Consider the following 18,677-nt stretch of genomic DNA (forward strand, 5'->3'; position numbering starts at 1 on the left):
ATTGCACGTAAGTGCAAACCATCATGTGAGAAAAGCTATGAGCGATAACGATCGCAAAAATCTACACGAAACAAAACACGATCATGAACACCATGATCCTTTAGAAAGGCTTACGCGCATTTTTAATCCGCACAAACAAAGCGGAAACCAAAATGAGCAATCGTCTTTAAAAACAGAACGATCAACATCTCACCCCGAAACATCATCCCATGATGATGATTTTGATTTCTCCTTTCTAGAAGAGGAACTTGAAAAAAATTTAGCACATGACTTACCGTTTGATGATCAAAAAAAACAATGGGACTTGCATGCAACCAGCAACGCAACAGCCTCAGATATTGCACAATCTTCTTCTTTCAACCATTCAAAACAAAATAATTTATCTGAAGAGAAATATTCTTCACCTAGCAGTCATGATGAAGAACAAATTTTAGATGAGCTTTCTCCATTACCAATCCCAAAGAATCAATCACATCAACAGAAAAAAACAGCAACCAATGCTGATCCTTTTCTTGAAAAAAGTAATCTTATGTCACAATCAGAATCAGAAAATTTCTTTTTTGATAAATCTGAAAGGCACGAAAATAAGAGAGAGACGCCAGAAGATGTTGAACAAACCAATCGTTTTTCACAAATAAATTCACAACAACCTGAGACTACGAATATACAAAAAACTTATGAGGACAATCAAAACCTCTATGACACTCCTATAAACCATCCCTATAAAATTTCAGCTGATCAAGAAAATTGGATTAAAAAAGATTATCCTGATGTCTCCTCTTCTACAGAGGAAAATGAGTTTTTCTCATCTTCTAATCTTGTGTCAGAAAGACAAAACACTGCAAGAAATCAAACAACAAGTACCTTCTCCTCACCTTTAGATTCTCCACCAGTTGATAGACAATCTTATTTAAAGGGAGCTTCACAAGAAGATCATACAACCAATTATCCCCATTTTTTTGCAGCCCCCCCCTCACAACAAGAAACTTATGGCGAAAAAGTTCCGATATATGATGAGGCTCGAGCCCAATACATCAATAACGCCGAAGGTGCCTCTAACCCAAATAGAGAAATTTCATATAATGAAAATAATTTAGATGAGTTTCTTTCCTCATCCCCCTCTTTAAATACAAAACAAACGGATGGCTTTTTTGCCCATAACTATACGCACAGAGATACTCCCCCTCCCAATGTTGATACTTATAAATTTTCAGAGGAAATCGTAGAAAAAACTGGTCCTATTATGGTTCCAGAAGTCCCGTATGAAGCGCCAGAATATGATGTGCCAACTAATGGTGGTTTAGAAGAAGAATTTGCTGATGTACTCAATGTAGGGAATGTCCCAACGGATAATTTTTCTCAAAAAAAACAGAAAAACGAGGTTTTTAGTGAAGTTTTTCATCAGTCTATGCAAAATTCAAAAGAAGGTGTTTATATAAACTCTAAAGAACAAAATTCCGACTATTTTTCTTCTGCCAATATGGAATATAATTTTCCCTCTTTTAGCGAGAATTCATCATACACAAACTCAGATGAGGTTCCCACACCTCCATCAGCTCCTCCTCCCTTAAAAAGTTTTATTTTTGGTAAAACTTTCATTAAAGGTTTTTTTATACTTATTTTAATAGGACTTGGGTTTGCTGGTTATTCTCATTTTTTTATGCCATCACAAAAAAATGAAGAAACGGTCATTATCCACGCTGATAATACGCCTTTTAAATTCAAACCAGAAACAACTGAAACGAAAAATGATGTTGCACATAATTTAGATATTTATAAACAAACAACTGAACAAAATGAGAAACAAGAAAATACACAACAATTTCTTATTGATAACTCTGAACAACCTGAAAATTTAAAAGAATTAAACCCTGAAGAATCTTCAAGCGTTTCCTCATCGTCTTTAAATGAATCTGATGTTGAAGATGCAGTCACAGAAGCCATAAATCATACTATTCCAATGCGAGAAGTACAAACTGTTATTGTCAATCAAGATGGTACAGTTACACTAGCCCCCGCGCATCAAACAAACAGCAAAACTGCTGCTCAATCTGAAGAAAGCATTGATCAAACTTCTAATGAACTTCAAGATTCGTCCCTTGTTTCGTCGCATGATTCTGATATAAACGACCAAGAAAGAGATCATGATCTCAAAAATAATATTGATAAAATAATCGCAGAAAATAATTCTAGCTCAAATATTGAAGAAAAATTTATCCCTATCCCTTCCCATGCAGAAAGAAATACACAAGTTGAAACACCAGCCGCGTCTCGCCCCATATCACCAAACAGAGTCGCAGCACAAAATTCAGAAAGTTATTACGTACAACTTGCATCTCAACCAACGTATGAGCTCGCTAGAAATTCTTTAAAAAATATGAAATCTAAATTTGGATTCCTTATCGGTGCCCGTTCTTTAAATATTCAATCCGCTTTTATACCAGGAAAAGGTACTTATTACCGTGTTCGGATTCAAGCGCAAGACCGTAATGAAGCCATAATCCTTTGTGAATCCATTAAAAGTTCTGGTGGAAGCTGCTTCATCACACGCTAAACCAATAATGCAACGGTTTTAACAACCGTTGCATTATTTATTTCCATACCATTTAATTACTTATCAAAAACTTCAGAAATTAAAATCATTCCTCTCTTTTTTATGTCTTTGTGCTGACTTTATTCCTTAATCTACGTCGATTTTCGCCCTATCTAAAAGATTATATTTACGAAAAAATTACTCCGTACCCTTATAGGTATAAGGTACAGGAGGAAGCGAATTTAAATCTTTTTTGGGCGTTGTTACACTTTGGCTTGTTTCTGGGGTATTATAACGCGAACTATGTTCAGGAGATTTTGCAAAAAAAGATCCTAAAAAACCAAAAATAAACCAGATAATAACCATCGCAAGAAGAATAGCAAAAATACCCTTAGCGATTGAAACAGGTTGTTCATGACCTCTTCTTTCTGCGGCCATACGTTCTTCATATGTGTGATAATTTTTATCAATCATAGTGGATTCCTTTTCTCAATTCCCTTACCTTTAAATTTCTAGAAAATATGCATATATGCAATTATTCAGATACTTATTGTGAGAAAACGATAATTATAAACAAAAGTTCCAGTTTACTTCATAAAGTTGAGAAAAAGAAGCGAGGATAGAATTAAAATATCTACCCTACTCTAGCCTTTGAATTCTATAATAAACCCCTTTGTATTCTATAATAAAACATTGACACAAAGGTTTTGTTAATAATAGAGTTATAATCAAAATATTTCATTATTTTTATTAATAAAAATGAAACATACTCAAAAGGTTTTTTATGAAATCTCCCATATCATCGCTTCCCTTTAAAATAGAAAAACACCCATCTCCTCTGTCAGAAGAAAAATATGAAGAAATTTTAAAAAGTCCCGGTTTTGGTCAATTTTTTACAGACCACATGTGTACTATTCAATGGACTGAAGACAAAGGCTGGCACAATGCCGTCATTTCTCAATACAAAGCTTTAGAAATTAACCCTGCAAGTACCGTTTTACATTACGGACAGGAAATTTTTGAGGGTTTAAAAGCATATCGTGCAAAAGATGGACGCATCTTGCTCTTCCGTCCTGATGCCAATGCACAACGCTTTATAGAATCAGCACAACGTTTAGCTATGCCAGAATTGCCAAAAGATATTTTTCTGGATGCCGTTCATCAATTAGTAAAGATTGATCAAAAATGGGTTTCTGATCAGCCCAACGCTAGCCTCTATATCCGTCCATTTATGTTTGGCAATGAAAACTTTTTGGGAGTCCGCCCTTCTCAAGAATATCTTTTTTGTGTCATAGCCTCTCCAGTTGAATCCTATTTCAAAGGAGAAGAAAAATCTGTCAGCGTCTGGATTGAAACAGATTATAGTCGTGCCGGTCCAAGAGGAACAGGGGCTGCCAAATGTGGTGGAAACTATGCAGCAAGCTTACTGGCACAAAAAACTGCAACTGAAAATAATTGTAGCCAAGTACTCTTCCTTGATATGATTGAACATAAATGGATTGAAGAACTTGGTGGTATGAATGTCTGCTTTATTATGGACAATAATACACTTGTAACCCCCCCACTTAATGGAACTATCCTTCCAGGGATAACCCGTGATTCAATCTTAAGGTTAGCTCAACAAATGGGATTAAAAATAGAAGAGCGTCCTTATTCTTTTACAGCGCTTCAAGAAGATGCAAAGAGTGGACACCTTAAAGAAGCCTTTGCTTGTGGTACAGCTGCCGTTATCACATCAATTGGTCGTTTTAGATATAAAGGGGGAGAATTTATTATTGGAAATGAAACAGTTGGAGAAGTTACAAAGCAGCTTCGTACACAATTGGTTGGCATTCAAAAAGGGAACATAGAAGATAAAAATGGCTGGGTACATTCTGTCCAGATCTCATAATATTTAAGGTATTCTCATATCTATAAACGCTTCCATGAAAGTAGATTCATGGAAGCGTTTTTCCTAGAAAAACTCCCTCTATTTTTAGTGACAAAAAAGAAAGCATTAATCAAATTTCGAATGATTTCTATGCTTTGCTTTAATATTACGGACTGTACCCGTATGGGAGCGCATTACGAGAGTTTCCGTTTGAATGTAACGAGATGTAAATTTAACACCAGAAAGCATATTGCCATCTGTCACCCCTGTTGCTGAAAACAAAACATCACCCTTTGCCATTTCTTCCATTGTATAAACCTTATTGGGATCACTAATCCCCATTTTAGCTGCACGAGCAATTTTCTCTTCTGTATCAAGCAGCAAACGACCTTGCATCTGTCCTCCAATGCAGCGCAAAGCAGCAGAAGCTAAGACACCTTCAGGTGCTCCACCAATCCCCATATAGATATCAATACCTGTTTCTTCTGGATCAGTTGTATCAATAACAGCAGCCACATCTCCATCCCCAATCAAGCGAATCGACGCCCCTGTCGCTCGTACTTCATTAACCAATTTTTCATGACGAGGTCTATCCATAATACAAACAACAATCTGATTAACAGTCACTCCTTTAGCCTTCGCAAGAGCATGTATATTATCGGTAGGACAAGCATCTATATCGACTACTCCCTTTGGATAACCAGGACCAATAGCAATTTTGTTCATATAAACATCAGGGGCATAAAGGAGATTACCCTTTTCAGCAATTGCAACTACTGCCAAAGAATTGGCAATATTTTTAGCACAAAGTGTTGTACCCTCTAGTGGATCAAGTGCAATATCGATCGCCAATCCACTTTGAAGACCTACTTTTTCTCCAATATAAAGCATAGGCGCTTCATCCCGCTCACCTTCACCAATCACCACTGTACCATCAATAGGCAATCGATTAAGTTCCTGCCGCATTGCATCTACAGCAGCTTGATCCGCTGCCTTTTCATCGCCACGTCCGCGCCAGCGTGCAGCAGCAACAGCAGCACGTTCAGTAACACGTACCAATTCAAGCGTCAAAATACGATCAAGTCCATTTAAAATCTTCTGAGTTGTGGGCATATGAAAAAATCCTACCGAATGAATACCAGAAAAAATATGAGTCCTTATTAAATACTAAGAATAAAGTTTTTTGGCAAAGATGAAAATTTTCCACAAGAGATAAAAGAACTCAAGCGTGCTTTTTTTATTATCAAGAAAGTTATCAATTCTTTGCCATAGGTTCAATACGAATAAATTGAGATTTTGCAACAAGATGTCCATCTTTTTCAATTTCTGCAAGTGCCTGTCGTACATTCACCTCTGTTGTTTCGTGCGTAATTAAAATAATTGTTTTTTCAATTTGATCTTCTACAAAAGATCTTTGAACAATCGACTCCAATGAGATGTGATTATCAGCCATATGCCTTGCGACCTCGGCAAAAACGCCAGTACGATCATGAACATTTAAACGAATAAAATAACCACCTGCATGATGCGAAATACGTGCTTTTTTATGAGGAGCAAGTTCTAATGCTGGACGTCTTAAAACAGGTGCATACTGAAAACCAGAACGTGCTTTTGCTATATCAGCCAAATCACCAATAACGGCTGATGCTGTTGCCTTTCCTCCGGCGCCAGGACCAGAAAACAGTAATTCACCTAATAAATCACTTTGAATAGAAAGAGCATTGGTTACACCATTTATCTGTGCAATCATTGAGGATGTTGGTACCATTGTTGGATGAACGCGTTGCTCTATTCCAGAATCCGTTTTTAATGCAACCCCTAAAAGCTTAATCCGATACCCCAATTCATCAGCTGCTCGAATATCAATTTGCGAAATATTATGAATTCCTTCAACATAAACATCATCTAACGAAACAGCAGTTCCAAATGCCAAGCTTGTCAACAAAGCTAATTTATGAGCAGTATCATTTCCCTCAATATCAAAACTTGGATCTGCTTCAGCATACCCAAGTCTCTGTGCATCTGCTAAACAATCTTTAAATGAAAGACCTTCCGTAAACATACGTGTTAATATATAATTACAGGTTCCATTGAGAATACCATAAATTCGCGATATGCGATTACTAACAAGTGATTCTCTCATCGCTTTGATAACAGGAATCCCCCCTGCAACAGCTGCTTCAAAATGAAGAAAAACACCTTTTTTTTCTGCAATTATAGCCAGCTCTACTCCATGTCGAGCAAGAAGAGCTTTATTGGCTGTTACAACATGATGTCCCGCCTCAAGCGCTCTCTTAACAGCGGTATACACCACATCCAATTCACCACCAATTAACTCTACAAAAACATCAATCTCATCAGAAGCAGCCAACTCCACAGGTGAATCAAACCATTTTATACCACTAAGATCAATTCCACGATTGCGACCTTTATCACGCGCACTAACAGCAACAACTTTGATGAATCGCCCACATTGACAAGCTAAACTATTCGCTTTTTCAAATAGAGTTCGAACAACTGAAGTACCAACTGTACCAAGTCCCGCAACGCCAACTTTTAAAGCTTCTGCCATATTCTAACCACTGATCCCTATCTTCATTGAAGAATCGTTTAAATGATGTGCCAATCAACACAAAGAATATCTATATCCATAAGAACAAAAGAAATATCCCGCTCTATTCACTTTATTTTCTCCAATAGAATTATCCCCGCTTATTCAATCAACATTCCTAAAAATATAATATTTATTGTCTTCAAAGATTTCAGAATCTTATAAAATATTTAATTCAGAATGAAAATCTGTAAAACTGATAAATGCAAGTTGCCATAAAGAAAAGTTCTAAAAAATAATCAATAACAAGTTAAAGAATATTGAAGACTTAGTAAGAAAGAATAAAAATATCTCTTCTAAATCGACAAATATGGAACAAAAAACATTCTTTCATATGATAAATTAAGAGAATGGATAAAATAAAGTAGTTCAGTCAATAATAACACATTCCTTCCTACCATTCCATAGCTTAAACTATAAATCTTTAATGCAAAAATCTTAACGCATTCATATATCAAAATAGAACCTTACATTAAAGTAAAACACAAGACTTAATATGCACACACCATAATTCTAAAATATTATAAATATGGAAAATAAATTTGCAAAATTCGAATATTTTATCTCAACTTATTGCCACCTCTTTAAAAAACTAGCGAATTGAAATGACAAAAATCTCAATCTGCCCTTTACCCAAACTAATTCATTTCCAAATAAATAACCTTCCCAATATGTGAGGGAACAAATGAAGGGGTTTTAATTTTAAATTTCTTACAAACCTGTAAAAGTAAAGATAAGAAAAGTATTTTTAATATATTCTGTAAAATTTGCTTAATATTCTTATTATAAAGAATCTTTTTATATTTTGTTAAACTGAAAGGAATTTGTGGCTTGCTCCTCAAAAAAACTTTTGTATAATTGGTATTATTTGTTAATTTTGTAATAAATATTATCTTTCTACTTCATAAATTATACAGTTTTTGCTTTATGATAAGCTCAAATGAGAAGTTTTTCTGTATAAAGGCTCTTTCAAGCAAGTTAAATAATATTCTCATGTGGTGAGCAAAGATAACAAGCGATAAAATATGCAAAAAATAAATACATTAAAAATGCTGTTTTTGATCATTTTTGCCTACTCCTCAAACTGAAAATATCATTCCCTGAGATGATACCCACATCAAAATTTTCTATCAATCATGATAACTTTATATTTTTTCTACAAAAAATCTTAGAAAATAAAATGATCTAAACAGGAAGCGCTCAAAAATTATTCAATAAAACACACTTTTTTCAAAAAAAATGACACAGAGGGCTTGCGAAGTAAAAAGATCCTCTCTATAAGCCTCATCATTGGTTTGCGCCCATCGTCTAGCGGTTAGGACATCGCCCTTTCACGGCGGAAACAGGGGTTCGATTCCCCTTGGGCGTACCATGTTTCTTTTTTCTATGTGTAATATATTCATTTTATTTGTGTTTTTAAAAATGAGGGATGCATAAATAAAAATGAGGGAATAAGATTTTAAAAGGAATCTCTTCGTAAAAAGGATACAAGAATCATTAGGTGATTAATTTCTTTGTTGCATTTCGAGGATAGTGCTTTACTGCGCATAGTTAATAACAATAAGAATCGATAAAACATAAGAATTAGAAGATTCTAGCTCGCGATACGGTAATTTTATAAGTCATATTCTTGCGTATGCTGTTAATTTTTAAATTAAAACCAGCCGCATCATTTATACGTTTTTTTCAACCTTCAAAATTGAAGTTTATCTCAAACGCATTTTATATGAAGCATTTCTAATTACAGTGCCTTTGTTATCACATTAAACTTTTTATAAACAAACAGACCATAAGCTTAGAATTGAAATAGCAATATAAAAATAGTTTCTTATTCACCTAACACAACAAATCAAGAAACTATAATTCAGAATACGATCAACTTATTAAATGGAATCTCTGATAATAAAAACGCATAATCCCTATCCCCCGGTGATCTAACTACCTTATCTATTAAACAGATTCTTCATCAATCATCGAATAATTATAGATTTGCAAACACATCACTTCTTTTCAAAAATTAAACCCTCCAACAAAATTTTACACTCTATTGATAATATATTCTAAAAGCTCATATTTGAATGCTTTTTTCCCTTGTTTTTACTTTTCATTATAAACTTGAAAGTGTTATACAAGTAGTATCGCTTAAAAGAAAAAGGATTTCTAATGGTAAAGATCAAAGTAGAAAACCCCGTTGTTGAACTTGATGGGGATGAGATGACCCGCATCATCTGGAAATATATCAAAGATAAATTAATCCATCCCTACCTCGACATTGATCTAAAATATTATGATCTTTCCGTCGTAAATCGTGATGCAACCAATGATCAGGTAACTATCGATTCTGCCAATGCTATCAAAAAATATGGGGTTGGTATAAAATGCGCAACCATCACACCTGATGAGGCACGCGTTAAAGAATTTAACCTAAAAAAAATGTGGAAATCACCTAATGGCACAATCCGCAATATTTTAGGAGGAGTCATTTTTCGCGAACCCATTATCTGTAAAAATGTCCCTCGCCTTGTTCCTAACTGGACAAAGCCAATTATTATCGGACGTCACGCTTTTGGTGATCAATACAAGGCAACAGATTTTAAATTTCCAGGAAAAGGGAAATTAAGTATTAAATTTGTCGGTGATGATAATCAAGTTATTGAACATAATGTTTTTGATGCTCCAAGCGCAGGGGTTGCCATGGCTATGTATAACCTTGATGAGTCAATTCGTGATTTTGCCCGCGCATCCTTTAATTATGGACTACAACGGAATGTTCCAGTTTATCTTTCAACAAAAAATACCATTCTAAAAACTTACGATGGTCGTTTTAAAGATATCTTTCAAGAAATATTCGATACGGAATTTAAAACTGAATTTGAAAACCGTAAATTATATTACGAACACCGTCTTATTGATGATATGGTTGCTTCTGCATTAAAGTGGTCAGGTGGATACGTATGGGCATGTAAAAACTATGATGGCGATGTCCAATCTGATATTGTTGCCCAAGGCTTTGGTTCTCTGGGTCTCATGACTTCTGTTCTCATGACACCTGACGGCAAAATTGTTGAAGCAGAGGCAGCACACGGCACCGTAACACGCCATTATCGTCAGCATCAAAAGAATGAAGAAACATCAACGAACTCTATTGCATCTATTTTTGCATGGACGCGTGGACTAGCGCACCGTGCTAAACTAGATAACAATGAGAAGTTAAAAAACTTTTCCACGACATTGGAAGAAGTTTGTATTAAAACCGTCGAAGAAGGTTTTATGACCAAAGATCTCGCACTTTTGATTGGGCCTAAACAAAAGTGGCTTTCTACAACAGGTTTCCTCGATAAAATTGATGAGAATCTCAAAAAAGCAATGGGCAATTAAGTTATTACTTAAATTAAAATTCAAAGCTCTAAACAGAGCTTTGAATTTCTCTTGGCAAATTCAAAGAAGTACCTTATAAGTAAAAAGAGGATAGATTTTTATTAAATAGCAAACAACAGTGAAAAAACAGGGCTGGTCTGCGCTTTTATTGGGTAAAAATGGTCTTTGCTTTTTAACGTTTACAGGTGGAGTTGTGTTACACGCCACCAACGTTTATATTGTTATTACTATTTTACCCTCTCTTATGAATCATATTGGCAGTGAAATATATTATTCTTGGGTGGCTACTGTCTTTATTACAGCTTCACTCGTGGGTACTTCACTTGCAACAAAAATATTAGGGAAATTAGGTCCTCGCAATGCGTATGTTATTTCTGGACTTATCTTCACCCTAGGCACTTTTATGTGCAGCATTTCTTCATCTATGCCATTGTTTTTAATAGGACGCTTTATTCAAGGATTTGGAAGTGGTTCTTTGTTATCCCTATCCTATTCCATGGTACGGATTGTTTTCAGCCCATCTTTATGGTCACATGCATTAAGTATTATCTCTGGAATGTGGGGAATATCAACCTTGTTAGGACCAGCAATCGGGGGGCTTTCTGTATATTATGGCCTATGGCGAGCATCCTTTTTGATCATTGGCGTATTAGCTATATTTTTCTCACTCATCGCCTTTAAATTTTTACCAAAAAAGAATGAAAACGATGTTCCAACACCCCCTCTTCCTCTTCTCCAGCTTTTCACACTCAGCTTATTGATTTTTATTATTTCTGTTGGAGGGGCTATGGAGTCTACAATAGCAAAAATTTGCGGATTAGTTATCGGACTTAGTCTTCTTTTTGTTCTAGCAAAAATCGAATCATCTACCCCTCATCCTATGTTGCCCCGCAAATCCTTTTCTTTCTCTTCTGAAATCTTTTCTGTTTACGCATTGATACTCGTTATGACAACAGTCGTATACAGTATAGAACTTTATTTTCCACTTTTTCTTCAAGAGCTTCATGGGCAAGCTCCACTTATTGCTGGTTATATAGCAGCACTTATGAGCCTAGGGTGGACATGTGGAGCCATCTCAAGTGCTGGTCTCTCCACAAAAAAAATTCGCAACATCATTGTATACTCGCCCCTATTAAAACTGTTAGGCATAATGATTCTTTTATGGCTCATCCCAACAGAAGTTTCCGCGCTTGAATATATTTTTATTATTTGCTTAGCACTGTTTTCTATTGGAATCAGTGCGGGCATAGCATGGCCACATTTGCTCACAAGGATCTTACAATGTGCAAATGATGAAGATGCTCTCCGTGCCAGTGAATCCCTTACCTCTGTACAACTATTTTCAGCGGCCTTAAGTGCAACTCTAGCAGGAGTCATCACCAATCTTGCAGGCCTCTTTAATCCTGGAGGAACAATAGGAATGATCTTAGCAGCAAAAACTCTTCTTATAGTGCTCATGGGTCTTTTATTTTGTCTTGCTATTCCATTAGCACTGCGCATTTCTTACTTCATATTGAAAAACCCAACAGGACATTCCAATAACTAAAAATAAATATAAAAATTCCTTCTTCATTTAAAAAATGAAAAATATTAAGCATGCTTCTCCATATACCATGAGACGCAAAAAACCATTAATCCACACAAAGTTAGAACACTTCCTAAAACAGCTGTATATTCATAATTATAGCCCAATTTTAAAACTAATGCTCCAGATTCTGCACCAAGAGCGTTGGCAATATTAAAAGCAGACTGCATTAATGCTCCTGCCAAAATCTGTCCCTGTAGTGCAACATCCATAATTTTTGTTTGTATAGAAGGCATAGCAGCAAAAGAAGTTCCAACAAAAAAGCATCCTATTGCCGCTGTTAACGGAGCATAGGATAAAAAGAAAAAAAGAAAAAAAACAAATACGCTCCAAAGCATAGAGAAAAATATCATCGGTGAAATGCCAATTTTAACAGCTAATTTAGGCCCCAAGAGATTTCCTATCACCATTCCCAATCCAACTAACGGCATAATAAATGGTACCCACTCAAGTGAAACACCAGAAATATGCATTAATGTTGGCTTGATATAAGTGAAAACAGAAAATAATCCTGACGCTCCCACCGAAACCATCAACAAAAGAAGCCACACCTGCTTTTGCTTTAATACACCCATTTCTTGCAAAGGATTCGTTTTTGGAAAACTTGAATCACAAGGAAAAAAATTCCAAATAAGCAAACAACATAATAAAGCGATCATCCCCACAAGGACAAAAGCAATCTGCCAACCAATAAGTTGACCAATCCAAGTAGCACTGGGTGCTCCCAAAACGGTTGCAATTGTTAAGCCAAGCATAACATATCCAACAGCTTTAGAACGTTCTTTCATTTCTACCATTGAAGAGGCAACCATAGCCGCAAGTCCAAAATAGATTCCATGGGGAAGTCCACTGAGAAAGCGTAATACTACTAATATGCTAAAATCAGAAAAAAAGGCACTAGCAATATTTGCTAAGGCATAAAAAAGCATTAATCCCATCAAAACAGTTTTGCGTGATACCTGAGCTGTTGCCACAGCTAAAAGAGGTGCTCCAATCACAACTCCTAATGCATAAGCAGAAATATATTGACCAGCGGTAGGAATATCAACATAGGAACTTCGTGCCATCTCTGGCAGTAGCCCCATTGCGACAAACTCTGCAGTACCAATAGCAAAACTCCCCACGGCAAGAGCTAAAATTATTAAACGCCGTATTCTCGAATCAATTCCCAACGCAAGAACCTTTTGTTGATAAAAATCCTTCATACTATCACTTCTGGATAGAAGTTTTAACTGTAAATATCTGTAATACACACAAATAAAAATTCAAAACATTGTTATACGCATGCCCAATAGTCCCAAATAAAGTTTTAGAAATATTTTGATATATAAAGCATTTTATGGAGTTTTAAGTAAGATTCTTTAATGAAAAACCTTTGAAAACCTCAAGGTCACAGACGTATTCACCTATTTTTATCAGATCTGCCAGATAATAAACTTTGTCTCCTCTTTTCAGCCATTGTAATTTTACAGTGAAAACTTTATTTTGCAACGATATACTATATCCTATAAATAATTCTAAAATTTGCCGAAGAATGCATTTCAAACAAGTGAATAATATCTCATCATTATCTTGATACAAAGATAAAACTTCTCCCCCAAAATTATTGTTGCTTTATTTTGCTACCTGAATACAGATCCCCCAAATCGATAAGCTATAATTTCAACTTTAGGCCATTCTTATAAATTATTATAGAGTCTTTTAAAAATTCTCATGATAATAGTGCTTGGTTTCTAGATTTATTAAATACCCTCTTTTAGACATCTTTACCCCTCCCTCATCTAACAGAGGAATCGCATCAAATATCTAACTCACTATCTGTAAATTAAAATATTCACGTAAATATATTATGATTATTTTCAGATAAATTCTATAAACAAAGCAAAAAACAAATATAATAAATTTTGTATAAGTATGTTTATTGCTATTTTATAAATATGACAATTACCGTGATTAATATTTAATTTATTATGACATAATATCTATAGTTTTATTATATAAATAATATTACATAAATCTATTTTAAAAAATATTTATATATAAAAACTTAAAAAATAAAATTATAATATTTTAAATGTTGTAATTTTATTTTAGTTTTATTTTAATTTTCTAAAAATTTATCTGTTCGATTGTATATAATCCATTCTTTACCTTTAGTAATAAAAAACACAAAGTAGCTCATAAAAATACAATTTTCATACTTCTTTAAGAGTTCGCTAACGCCTCATTAACATTGTTGCTGTAAACAGTCATCAGAAACAGAAAAACTGTTTTTCTCCGGATCAGGTAGCGCGTACCGGAGTAACAGTTTCTGTTTTTATATAGTAATTAGAAAAAGAATATGTGCCCTTATAAAACCGCACTGTTATATCTTAAGATAGTGGAATTTTATAATTTTGGAAGATGTTTCTAATTTCATATTTTTAGCTAAATTTGTAAGTGCGAGAATAAATTCAATAAAAAAATGAGGAGCTATATTACGATTAATATTTTAGCGCCCTTGTGCCCATAGAGCACGCGTTTCAGCGCAAAAATCGGCATAACAGCCTTCCTCAATGGCATCACGAATTCCCTGCATAAGTTGTTGATAATAAAAAAGATTATTCCAAGTCAACAACATCCCCCCAAGAGATTCACCAGATTTAATCAAATGATGCAAATAAGCACAACTATAATCATGTGCTGCTGGACAAAGTGACTGTGGATCAAGAGGAAGTGGATCTTCTGCATAACGCGCATTACGCAAATTAATTCTACCAAAGCGGGTAAAAGCTAAACCATGACGTCCTGCACGCGTCGGCATAACACAATCAAACATATCAACACCACGAGCAACACTTTGTAAAATATCATCGGGTGTCCCTACTCCCATAAGATAGCGTGGTTTATCCTCTGGTAAAATCGGACAAGTAGTATCCAATACTGCTGTCATAACACTCTGCGGCTCACCAACAGCAAGCCCTCCAATAGCGTAACCTTTTAAATCTATTTCTTTTAATGCTTGAGCAGAACGTTCACGCAGTTTCATATTATCACCACCTTGAACAATCCCAAACAATGCTTTATCTGGCTGATCTCCAAAAGCTGTTTTACAACGCAGCGCCCACCGCAATGAAAGTTCCATAGCTTCTTCCATTTCTTTTTCAGTTGCGGGTAATGCAATACATTGATCCAACTGCATCTGGATATCCGCACCAAGAAGTTCTTGAATTTCGATAGAACGCTCTGGACTCATTTCATAGTAGGCTCCATTAATGTAAGAACGAAAAATCACACCTTGTTCAGTAATTTTACGGATTCCCGCCAATGACATAACCTGAAAGCCACCAGAATCGGTTAAAATAGGTCCGCTCCAGCGTGAAAATTCATGTAATCCTCCTAAACGCGCAACACGTTCAGCTCCTGGACGTAACATTAAATGATAAGTATTCCCCAAAATGATATCTGCACCAAGATCACGAATTTGATCCATATACATAGCCTTAACGGTTCCTGCCGTCCCAACAGGCATAAATGCGGGTGTACGAACACATCCTCGCCCCGTTATAATTTCGCCTCGACGTGCATACCCATCTTGAGCAATTTTTCTATAATGAAATGTCTTTATCATAACTCTCGTCTTTTTGATTCCATCAATGCATATCTCTATAGAAAGAAAAAAGATATCCCCTTACGAGCATTGTCAAAAGCTTTATGAATTAATTTTTGATTCGCTTAATATTGTAACCAGCATCAAAAATTAAACGAGATAAAAGAACATTTCTTGTTAAGAAATCACCATAATAAAAGTGATAATCTAACTCTAGAAAAATAGTAAAATCCTTATAATATCATACCTCAAAATACCTACGCTTATCCTTAACAGAACTGCAAAATTATTATCACAAGAATTTCATCTTCACATACTTCCATAAGCAGTAACTTTGTACCCATAGAAGAAAATTTTGAACGCATTGTACAGCTTACATATTCTTTAACTTTTACAGATAAAAATTTTTCATCTACTGGGCACAGCGATCCTCACGCTTAATAAAAGCGCAAATGAGCATAATCACTTATCCACTCACAATTGAGATAGCTCTTGGCACTTAAGATAATTCACAAAAGAAATTAACGTGTAAATAAAAATACTTTAAAAAACTAAAAATGCTTTTTGTAAAGATTCTCAAATACCAAAAGCTCTATCGTACCATTAGAGACTGAAAAAGCCGTATGATGGTACCCGCTTGCTCCTTCATAAGCTTTAAAGAAGGTGGTGCATAATAGATTTTATACTATTTATAGCTTTAAAACTATACATGCCATGAATGTCATCGTGGAAGTGAACGTTGATATGTACTAAGAAATGCTTCTTAAAAAACACGTAAATACGCAACACAAGTGTATTCCGTTTGGAGTATTCCTCTATTAAAAAACGAGAAAAATAAAAGCGTAAGTCCATACATAATCTTCATTATTTAAAAGATATTGCATTAGATACTTTTAAAAAAGTAAAGTTGAATTAAGAAGGAGATGGCAAGACTAGCCATTTGTTTCACTTCTGCGCCTTTATTATATTCTTCTAAGATTAAACTGTCTTCTTATTTTAAAGATTACGCCAATATATATAAATGCTGGTTTTCCACCTTGCTAGGAAAACTGGATGAGCTAGTAAAGCTCTTATCCATCTTAATATGTGTTTCAAACATGCTTCTGCATTAGGATGGGATGTTGATTTACGAGCAGAAACAAAAGCACACGCTCTCTTAGGAAAGTAACATCATAAAACCATTAAGACCGACAATGGATTGAAGAGAAATGCCGAATTTTTTATAAAACACTTTGCCAAACAACAACCATAATACAACAGACTTTGCGTTTTCTTATTCTGACAGGTGTTTGTACAAATCCGTTGCGTTATATTCTTCAGGAAGATCCGATTAAAGAAAATATATGGACAATGCTTAGCTCGAAATTATAAAAGGTAAGCGTGATACTACAAAAGAGTTTCGTGTGCCTTTATTGATCAGACAAGAGTATTTTTTCTTAGAAACTTACAATTGAAATCAGTATAGTTTATACTATTCTACATCCGCAGCAATAATGGCTTTGGTAATTGAATCTGGATCTGCAACAGGTTCACCACGTTTAATTTTATCAACATTTTCCATACCTTCAACAACCTGCCCCCATATGGAATATTGACGATCAAGCCACGGAGCATCTGCAAAACAAATAAAAAACTGAGAGTTAGCAGAATTTGGATTCTGACTCCGTGCCATAGAAACTGTACCACGCTTATGAGAAAGATTTGAAAACTCTGCTGTTAAATTTGGTTTTTCTGCCCCCCCCATACCAGCACGTGATAAATTGAATTTTTCACTATCCTTCTTTCCAAATTGCACATCCCCTGTTTGCGCCATAAAACCATCAATAACGCGATGGAAAATAACATTATCATAAGCACCTTCCCGTACCAGTTCTTTAATACGTGTAACATGACAAGGTGCCAAATCAGCAAAAAGCTCAATAACAACTCTGCCCTTTGTTGTTTCAAGAATTAAAGTATTCTCTGGATTTTTATTCTCAGCCATATGGAAAGCTCCCTTGATTCATTTCTCAACTTGTAAAGTAGCAGCATTAATAACATCAGGATTTTTTACAGATCCATTATTACTTGTCGTACCTTTTTTTATTTTATCAACAACATCCATCCCCTTTATAACCTCTCCAACAACCGTATACTGACCGTTTAAAAAATCAGCATCATCAAAACAAATGAAGAATTGAGAATTCGCGGAATCCGGATCTTGTGATCGTGCCATCCCAACTGTGCCACGCTTAAACGGCTGTTTTGAAAACTCCGCCGGTATATTGGGATAATTTGAACTACCCATACCAACGCGTTTCAGATCAAAATCTCTACTGCCTTTTTTTCCAAATTCTACATCACCAGTTTGCGCCATGAAATTAGGAATAACGCGATGAAACACAACATTATTATAGGCCCCCTCCTCTGTTAATCTTTTGATTTGCGCAACATGCTTTGGCGCCAAATCAGGACGCAGACGAATAATGACATCACCATCTTTGAGAGATAAAACAAGAAGGCTTGCATCACTTGCTGGGCTAGGATTACCAGCGACTGCAGACAATGAAAAAAAACAAAACACACATATCAAAACAGCAAAAATTCTACGAGACACACTTATTCTCCTTTAAAGACTGGAATTTCGAGCGCAAAGCTTGTGCAACATTGGGCGGTACAAATGGTGTCACATCACCTCCCATAGAGGCAATTTGGCGTACCAATGTAGACGTTATCGCGCGCCCAGAAACACTTGCCGGCAAAAAAACAGTTTGCAATTCAGGAGCCATAACACCATTCATTCCTGCCATTTGCATTTCATAATCAAGATCAGTACCATCACGCAATCCACGAATGAGAAATGAAGCACCAACTTCACGCGCCTTCTCAATGAGAAGGTTGCTAAATGAAAGAACCTGCAATCGATTAGAATCTGCACCAAATAAGTCTTTCCCGACCTGCGTAATGAAATCAACACGCTCTTCGAAGCTAAAGAGTGTTTTTTTGTCAGCCTGTATCCCTATAGCGACGACCACCTTATCAGCTAACACAAAACACCCTTTCAAAACATCAAGATGACCATTTGTAAGAGGATCAAAAGAACCCGCGTAAAGAGCAATTTTCATGACTTTA

At 35.4% G+C, this 18,677-nt stretch carries 12 protein-coding genes and 1 tRNA gene; 5 read left to right on the forward strand and 8 right to left on the reverse strand.

The annotated features are described in order from the left end of the window. The first annotated feature begins 37 nt into the window (after positions 1-37). Positions 38-2,554: an SPOR domain-containing protein gene (locus tag ACFIMI_RS02775; RefSeq protein ID WP_375627799.1), complete on the forward strand. Its 2,517-nt coding sequence runs from the start codon at positions 38-40 to the stop codon at positions 2,552-2,554. A 177-nt stretch (positions 2,555-2,731) separates the two neighbouring features. Here the strand turns inward: ACFIMI_RS02775 and ACFIMI_RS02780 are convergent, their stop codons facing one another. Next, on the reverse strand, positions 2,732-3,007 hold the full coding sequence (locus ACFIMI_RS02780) for a hypothetical protein (protein ID WP_375627800.1): 276 nt from the start codon (positions 3,005-3,007) through the stop codon (positions 2,732-2,734). A gap of 310 nt (positions 3,008-3,317) precedes the next feature. Here ACFIMI_RS02780 and ACFIMI_RS02785 point away from each other — a divergent pair, with 310 nt between their 5' ends. After that, the gene (locus ACFIMI_RS02785) at positions 3,318-4,424 is read left to right on the forward strand and encodes a branched-chain amino acid aminotransferase (RefSeq protein ID WP_375627801.1); all 1,107 of its coding nucleotides are present in this window, start codon (positions 3,318-3,320) and stop codon (positions 4,422-4,424) included. A 105-nt stretch (positions 4,425-4,529) separates the two neighbouring features. On the opposite strand, the gene glpX is transcribed toward ACFIMI_RS02785, so the two are convergent. Together glpX and ACFIMI_RS02795 are read right to left on the reverse strand one after the other, a co-directional pair. Then, a complete protein-coding gene (glpX, locus tag ACFIMI_RS02790) occupies positions 4,530-5,516 on the reverse strand; it encodes a class II fructose-bisphosphatase (RefSeq protein WP_375617770.1) in 987 nt (328 codons plus the stop codon). 142 nt (positions 5,517-5,658) lie between these two features. Continuing rightward, entirely contained in the window at positions 5,659-6,975 is a 1,317-nt protein-coding gene (locus tag ACFIMI_RS02795; RefSeq protein ID WP_375645814.1) for a homoserine dehydrogenase, read from the reverse strand. Between the two features lie 1,336 nt (positions 6,976-8,311). Here ACFIMI_RS02795 and ACFIMI_RS02800 point away from each other — a divergent pair. The 3 genes from ACFIMI_RS02800 to ACFIMI_RS02810 all read left to right on the forward strand — a co-directional run bounded on the left by ACFIMI_RS02800 (position 8,312) and on the right by ACFIMI_RS02810 (position 11,938). Further along, positions 8,312-8,386: transfer RNA gene (locus ACFIMI_RS02800), tRNA-Glu, on the forward strand. 791 nt (positions 8,387-9,177) lie between these two features. Further along, positions 9,178-10,392 (forward strand): NADP-dependent isocitrate dehydrogenase, encoded by a 1,215-nt coding sequence (locus ACFIMI_RS02805; RefSeq protein WP_375692221.1) that lies wholly within the window; start codon positions 9,178-9,180, stop codon positions 10,390-10,392. Between the two features lie 118 nt (positions 10,393-10,510). After that, positions 10,511-11,938: an MFS transporter gene (locus tag ACFIMI_RS02810; RefSeq protein WP_375613104.1), complete on the forward strand. Its 1,428-nt coding sequence runs from the start codon at positions 10,511-10,513 to the stop codon at positions 11,936-11,938. A gap of 44 nt (positions 11,939-11,982) precedes the next feature. Here the strand turns inward: ACFIMI_RS02810 and ACFIMI_RS02815 are convergent, their stop codons facing one another. The 5 genes from ACFIMI_RS02815 to coaD all read right to left on the reverse strand — a co-directional run bounded on the left by ACFIMI_RS02815 (position 11,983) and on the right by coaD (position 18,670). After that, positions 11,983-13,182 carry an MFS transporter gene (locus ACFIMI_RS02815; protein ID WP_375686142.1) on the reverse strand — a complete coding sequence of 400 codons (1,200 nt, stop codon included), beginning with the start codon at positions 13,180-13,182 and terminating at the stop codon, positions 11,983-11,985. A 1,286-nt stretch (positions 13,183-14,468) separates the two neighbouring features. Beyond that, entirely contained in the window at positions 14,469-15,587 is a 1,119-nt protein-coding gene (gene tgt, locus ACFIMI_RS02820) for a tRNA guanosine(34) transglycosylase Tgt (protein ID WP_375613106.1), read from the reverse strand. Between the two features lie 1,450 nt (positions 15,588-17,037). Then, positions 17,038-17,550: a peptidylprolyl isomerase gene (locus ACFIMI_RS02825; RefSeq protein ID WP_375613107.1), complete on the reverse strand. Its 513-nt coding sequence runs from the start codon at positions 17,548-17,550 to the stop codon at positions 17,038-17,040. An 18-nt stretch (positions 17,551-17,568) separates the two neighbouring features. Next, the gene (locus ACFIMI_RS02830; protein WP_375613108.1) at positions 17,569-18,162 is read right to left on the reverse strand and encodes a peptidylprolyl isomerase; all 594 of its coding nucleotides are present in this window, start codon (positions 18,160-18,162) and stop codon (positions 17,569-17,571) included. Then, positions 18,152-18,670 (reverse strand): pantetheine-phosphate adenylyltransferase, encoded by a 519-nt coding sequence (gene coaD / locus ACFIMI_RS02835; protein WP_375613109.1) that lies wholly within the window; start codon positions 18,668-18,670, stop codon positions 18,152-18,154. The genes ACFIMI_RS02830 and coaD overlap by 11 nt, the downstream gene beginning before the upstream one ends. Positions 18,671-18,677 lie beyond the last annotated feature (7 nt).

The organism is Bartonella sp. AP4SXKL (genome assembly GCF_042195845.1).
Taxonomy (GTDB): domain Bacteria; phylum Pseudomonadota; class Alphaproteobacteria; order Rhizobiales; family Rhizobiaceae; genus Bartonella.

Bases quoted from the DNA above. Each gene is read 5' to 3' on its own strand.
- ACFIMI_RS02775 (WP_375627799.1), top strand. From the start codon at position 38: ATGAGCGATAACGATCGCAAAAATCTACACGAAACAAAACACGATCAT.
- ACFIMI_RS02795 (WP_375645814.1), bottom strand. From the start codon at position 6,975: ATGGCAGAAGCTTTAAAAGTTGGCGTTGCGGGACTTGGTACAGTTGGT.
- ACFIMI_RS02805 (WP_375692221.1), top strand. From the start codon at position 9,178: ATGGTAAAGATCAAAGTAGAAAACCCCGTTGTTGAACTTGATGGGGAT.
- ACFIMI_RS02825 (WP_375613107.1), bottom strand. From the start codon at position 17,550: ATGGCTGAGAATAAAAATCCAGAGAATACTTTAATTCTTGAAACAACA.
- tgt (WP_375613106.1), bottom strand. From the start codon at position 15,587: ATGATAAAGACATTTCATTATAGAAAAATTGCTCAAGATGGGTATGCA.
- coaD (WP_375613109.1), bottom strand. From the start codon at position 18,670: ATGAAAATTGCTCTTTACGCGGGTTCTTTTGATCCTCTTACAAATGGT.
- ACFIMI_RS02785 (WP_375627801.1), top strand. From the start codon at position 3,318: ATGAAATCTCCCATATCATCGCTTCCCTTTAAAATAGAAAAACACCCA.
- glpX (WP_375617770.1), bottom strand. From the start codon at position 5,516: ATGCCCACAACTCAGAAGATTTTAAATGGACTTGATCGTATTTTGACG.
- ACFIMI_RS02780 (WP_375627800.1), bottom strand. From the start codon at position 3,007: ATGATTGATAAAAATTATCACACATATGAAGAACGTATGGCCGCAGAA.
- ACFIMI_RS02815 (WP_375686142.1), bottom strand. From the start codon at position 13,182: ATGAAGGATTTTTATCAACAAAAGGTTCTTGCGTTGGGAATTGATTCG.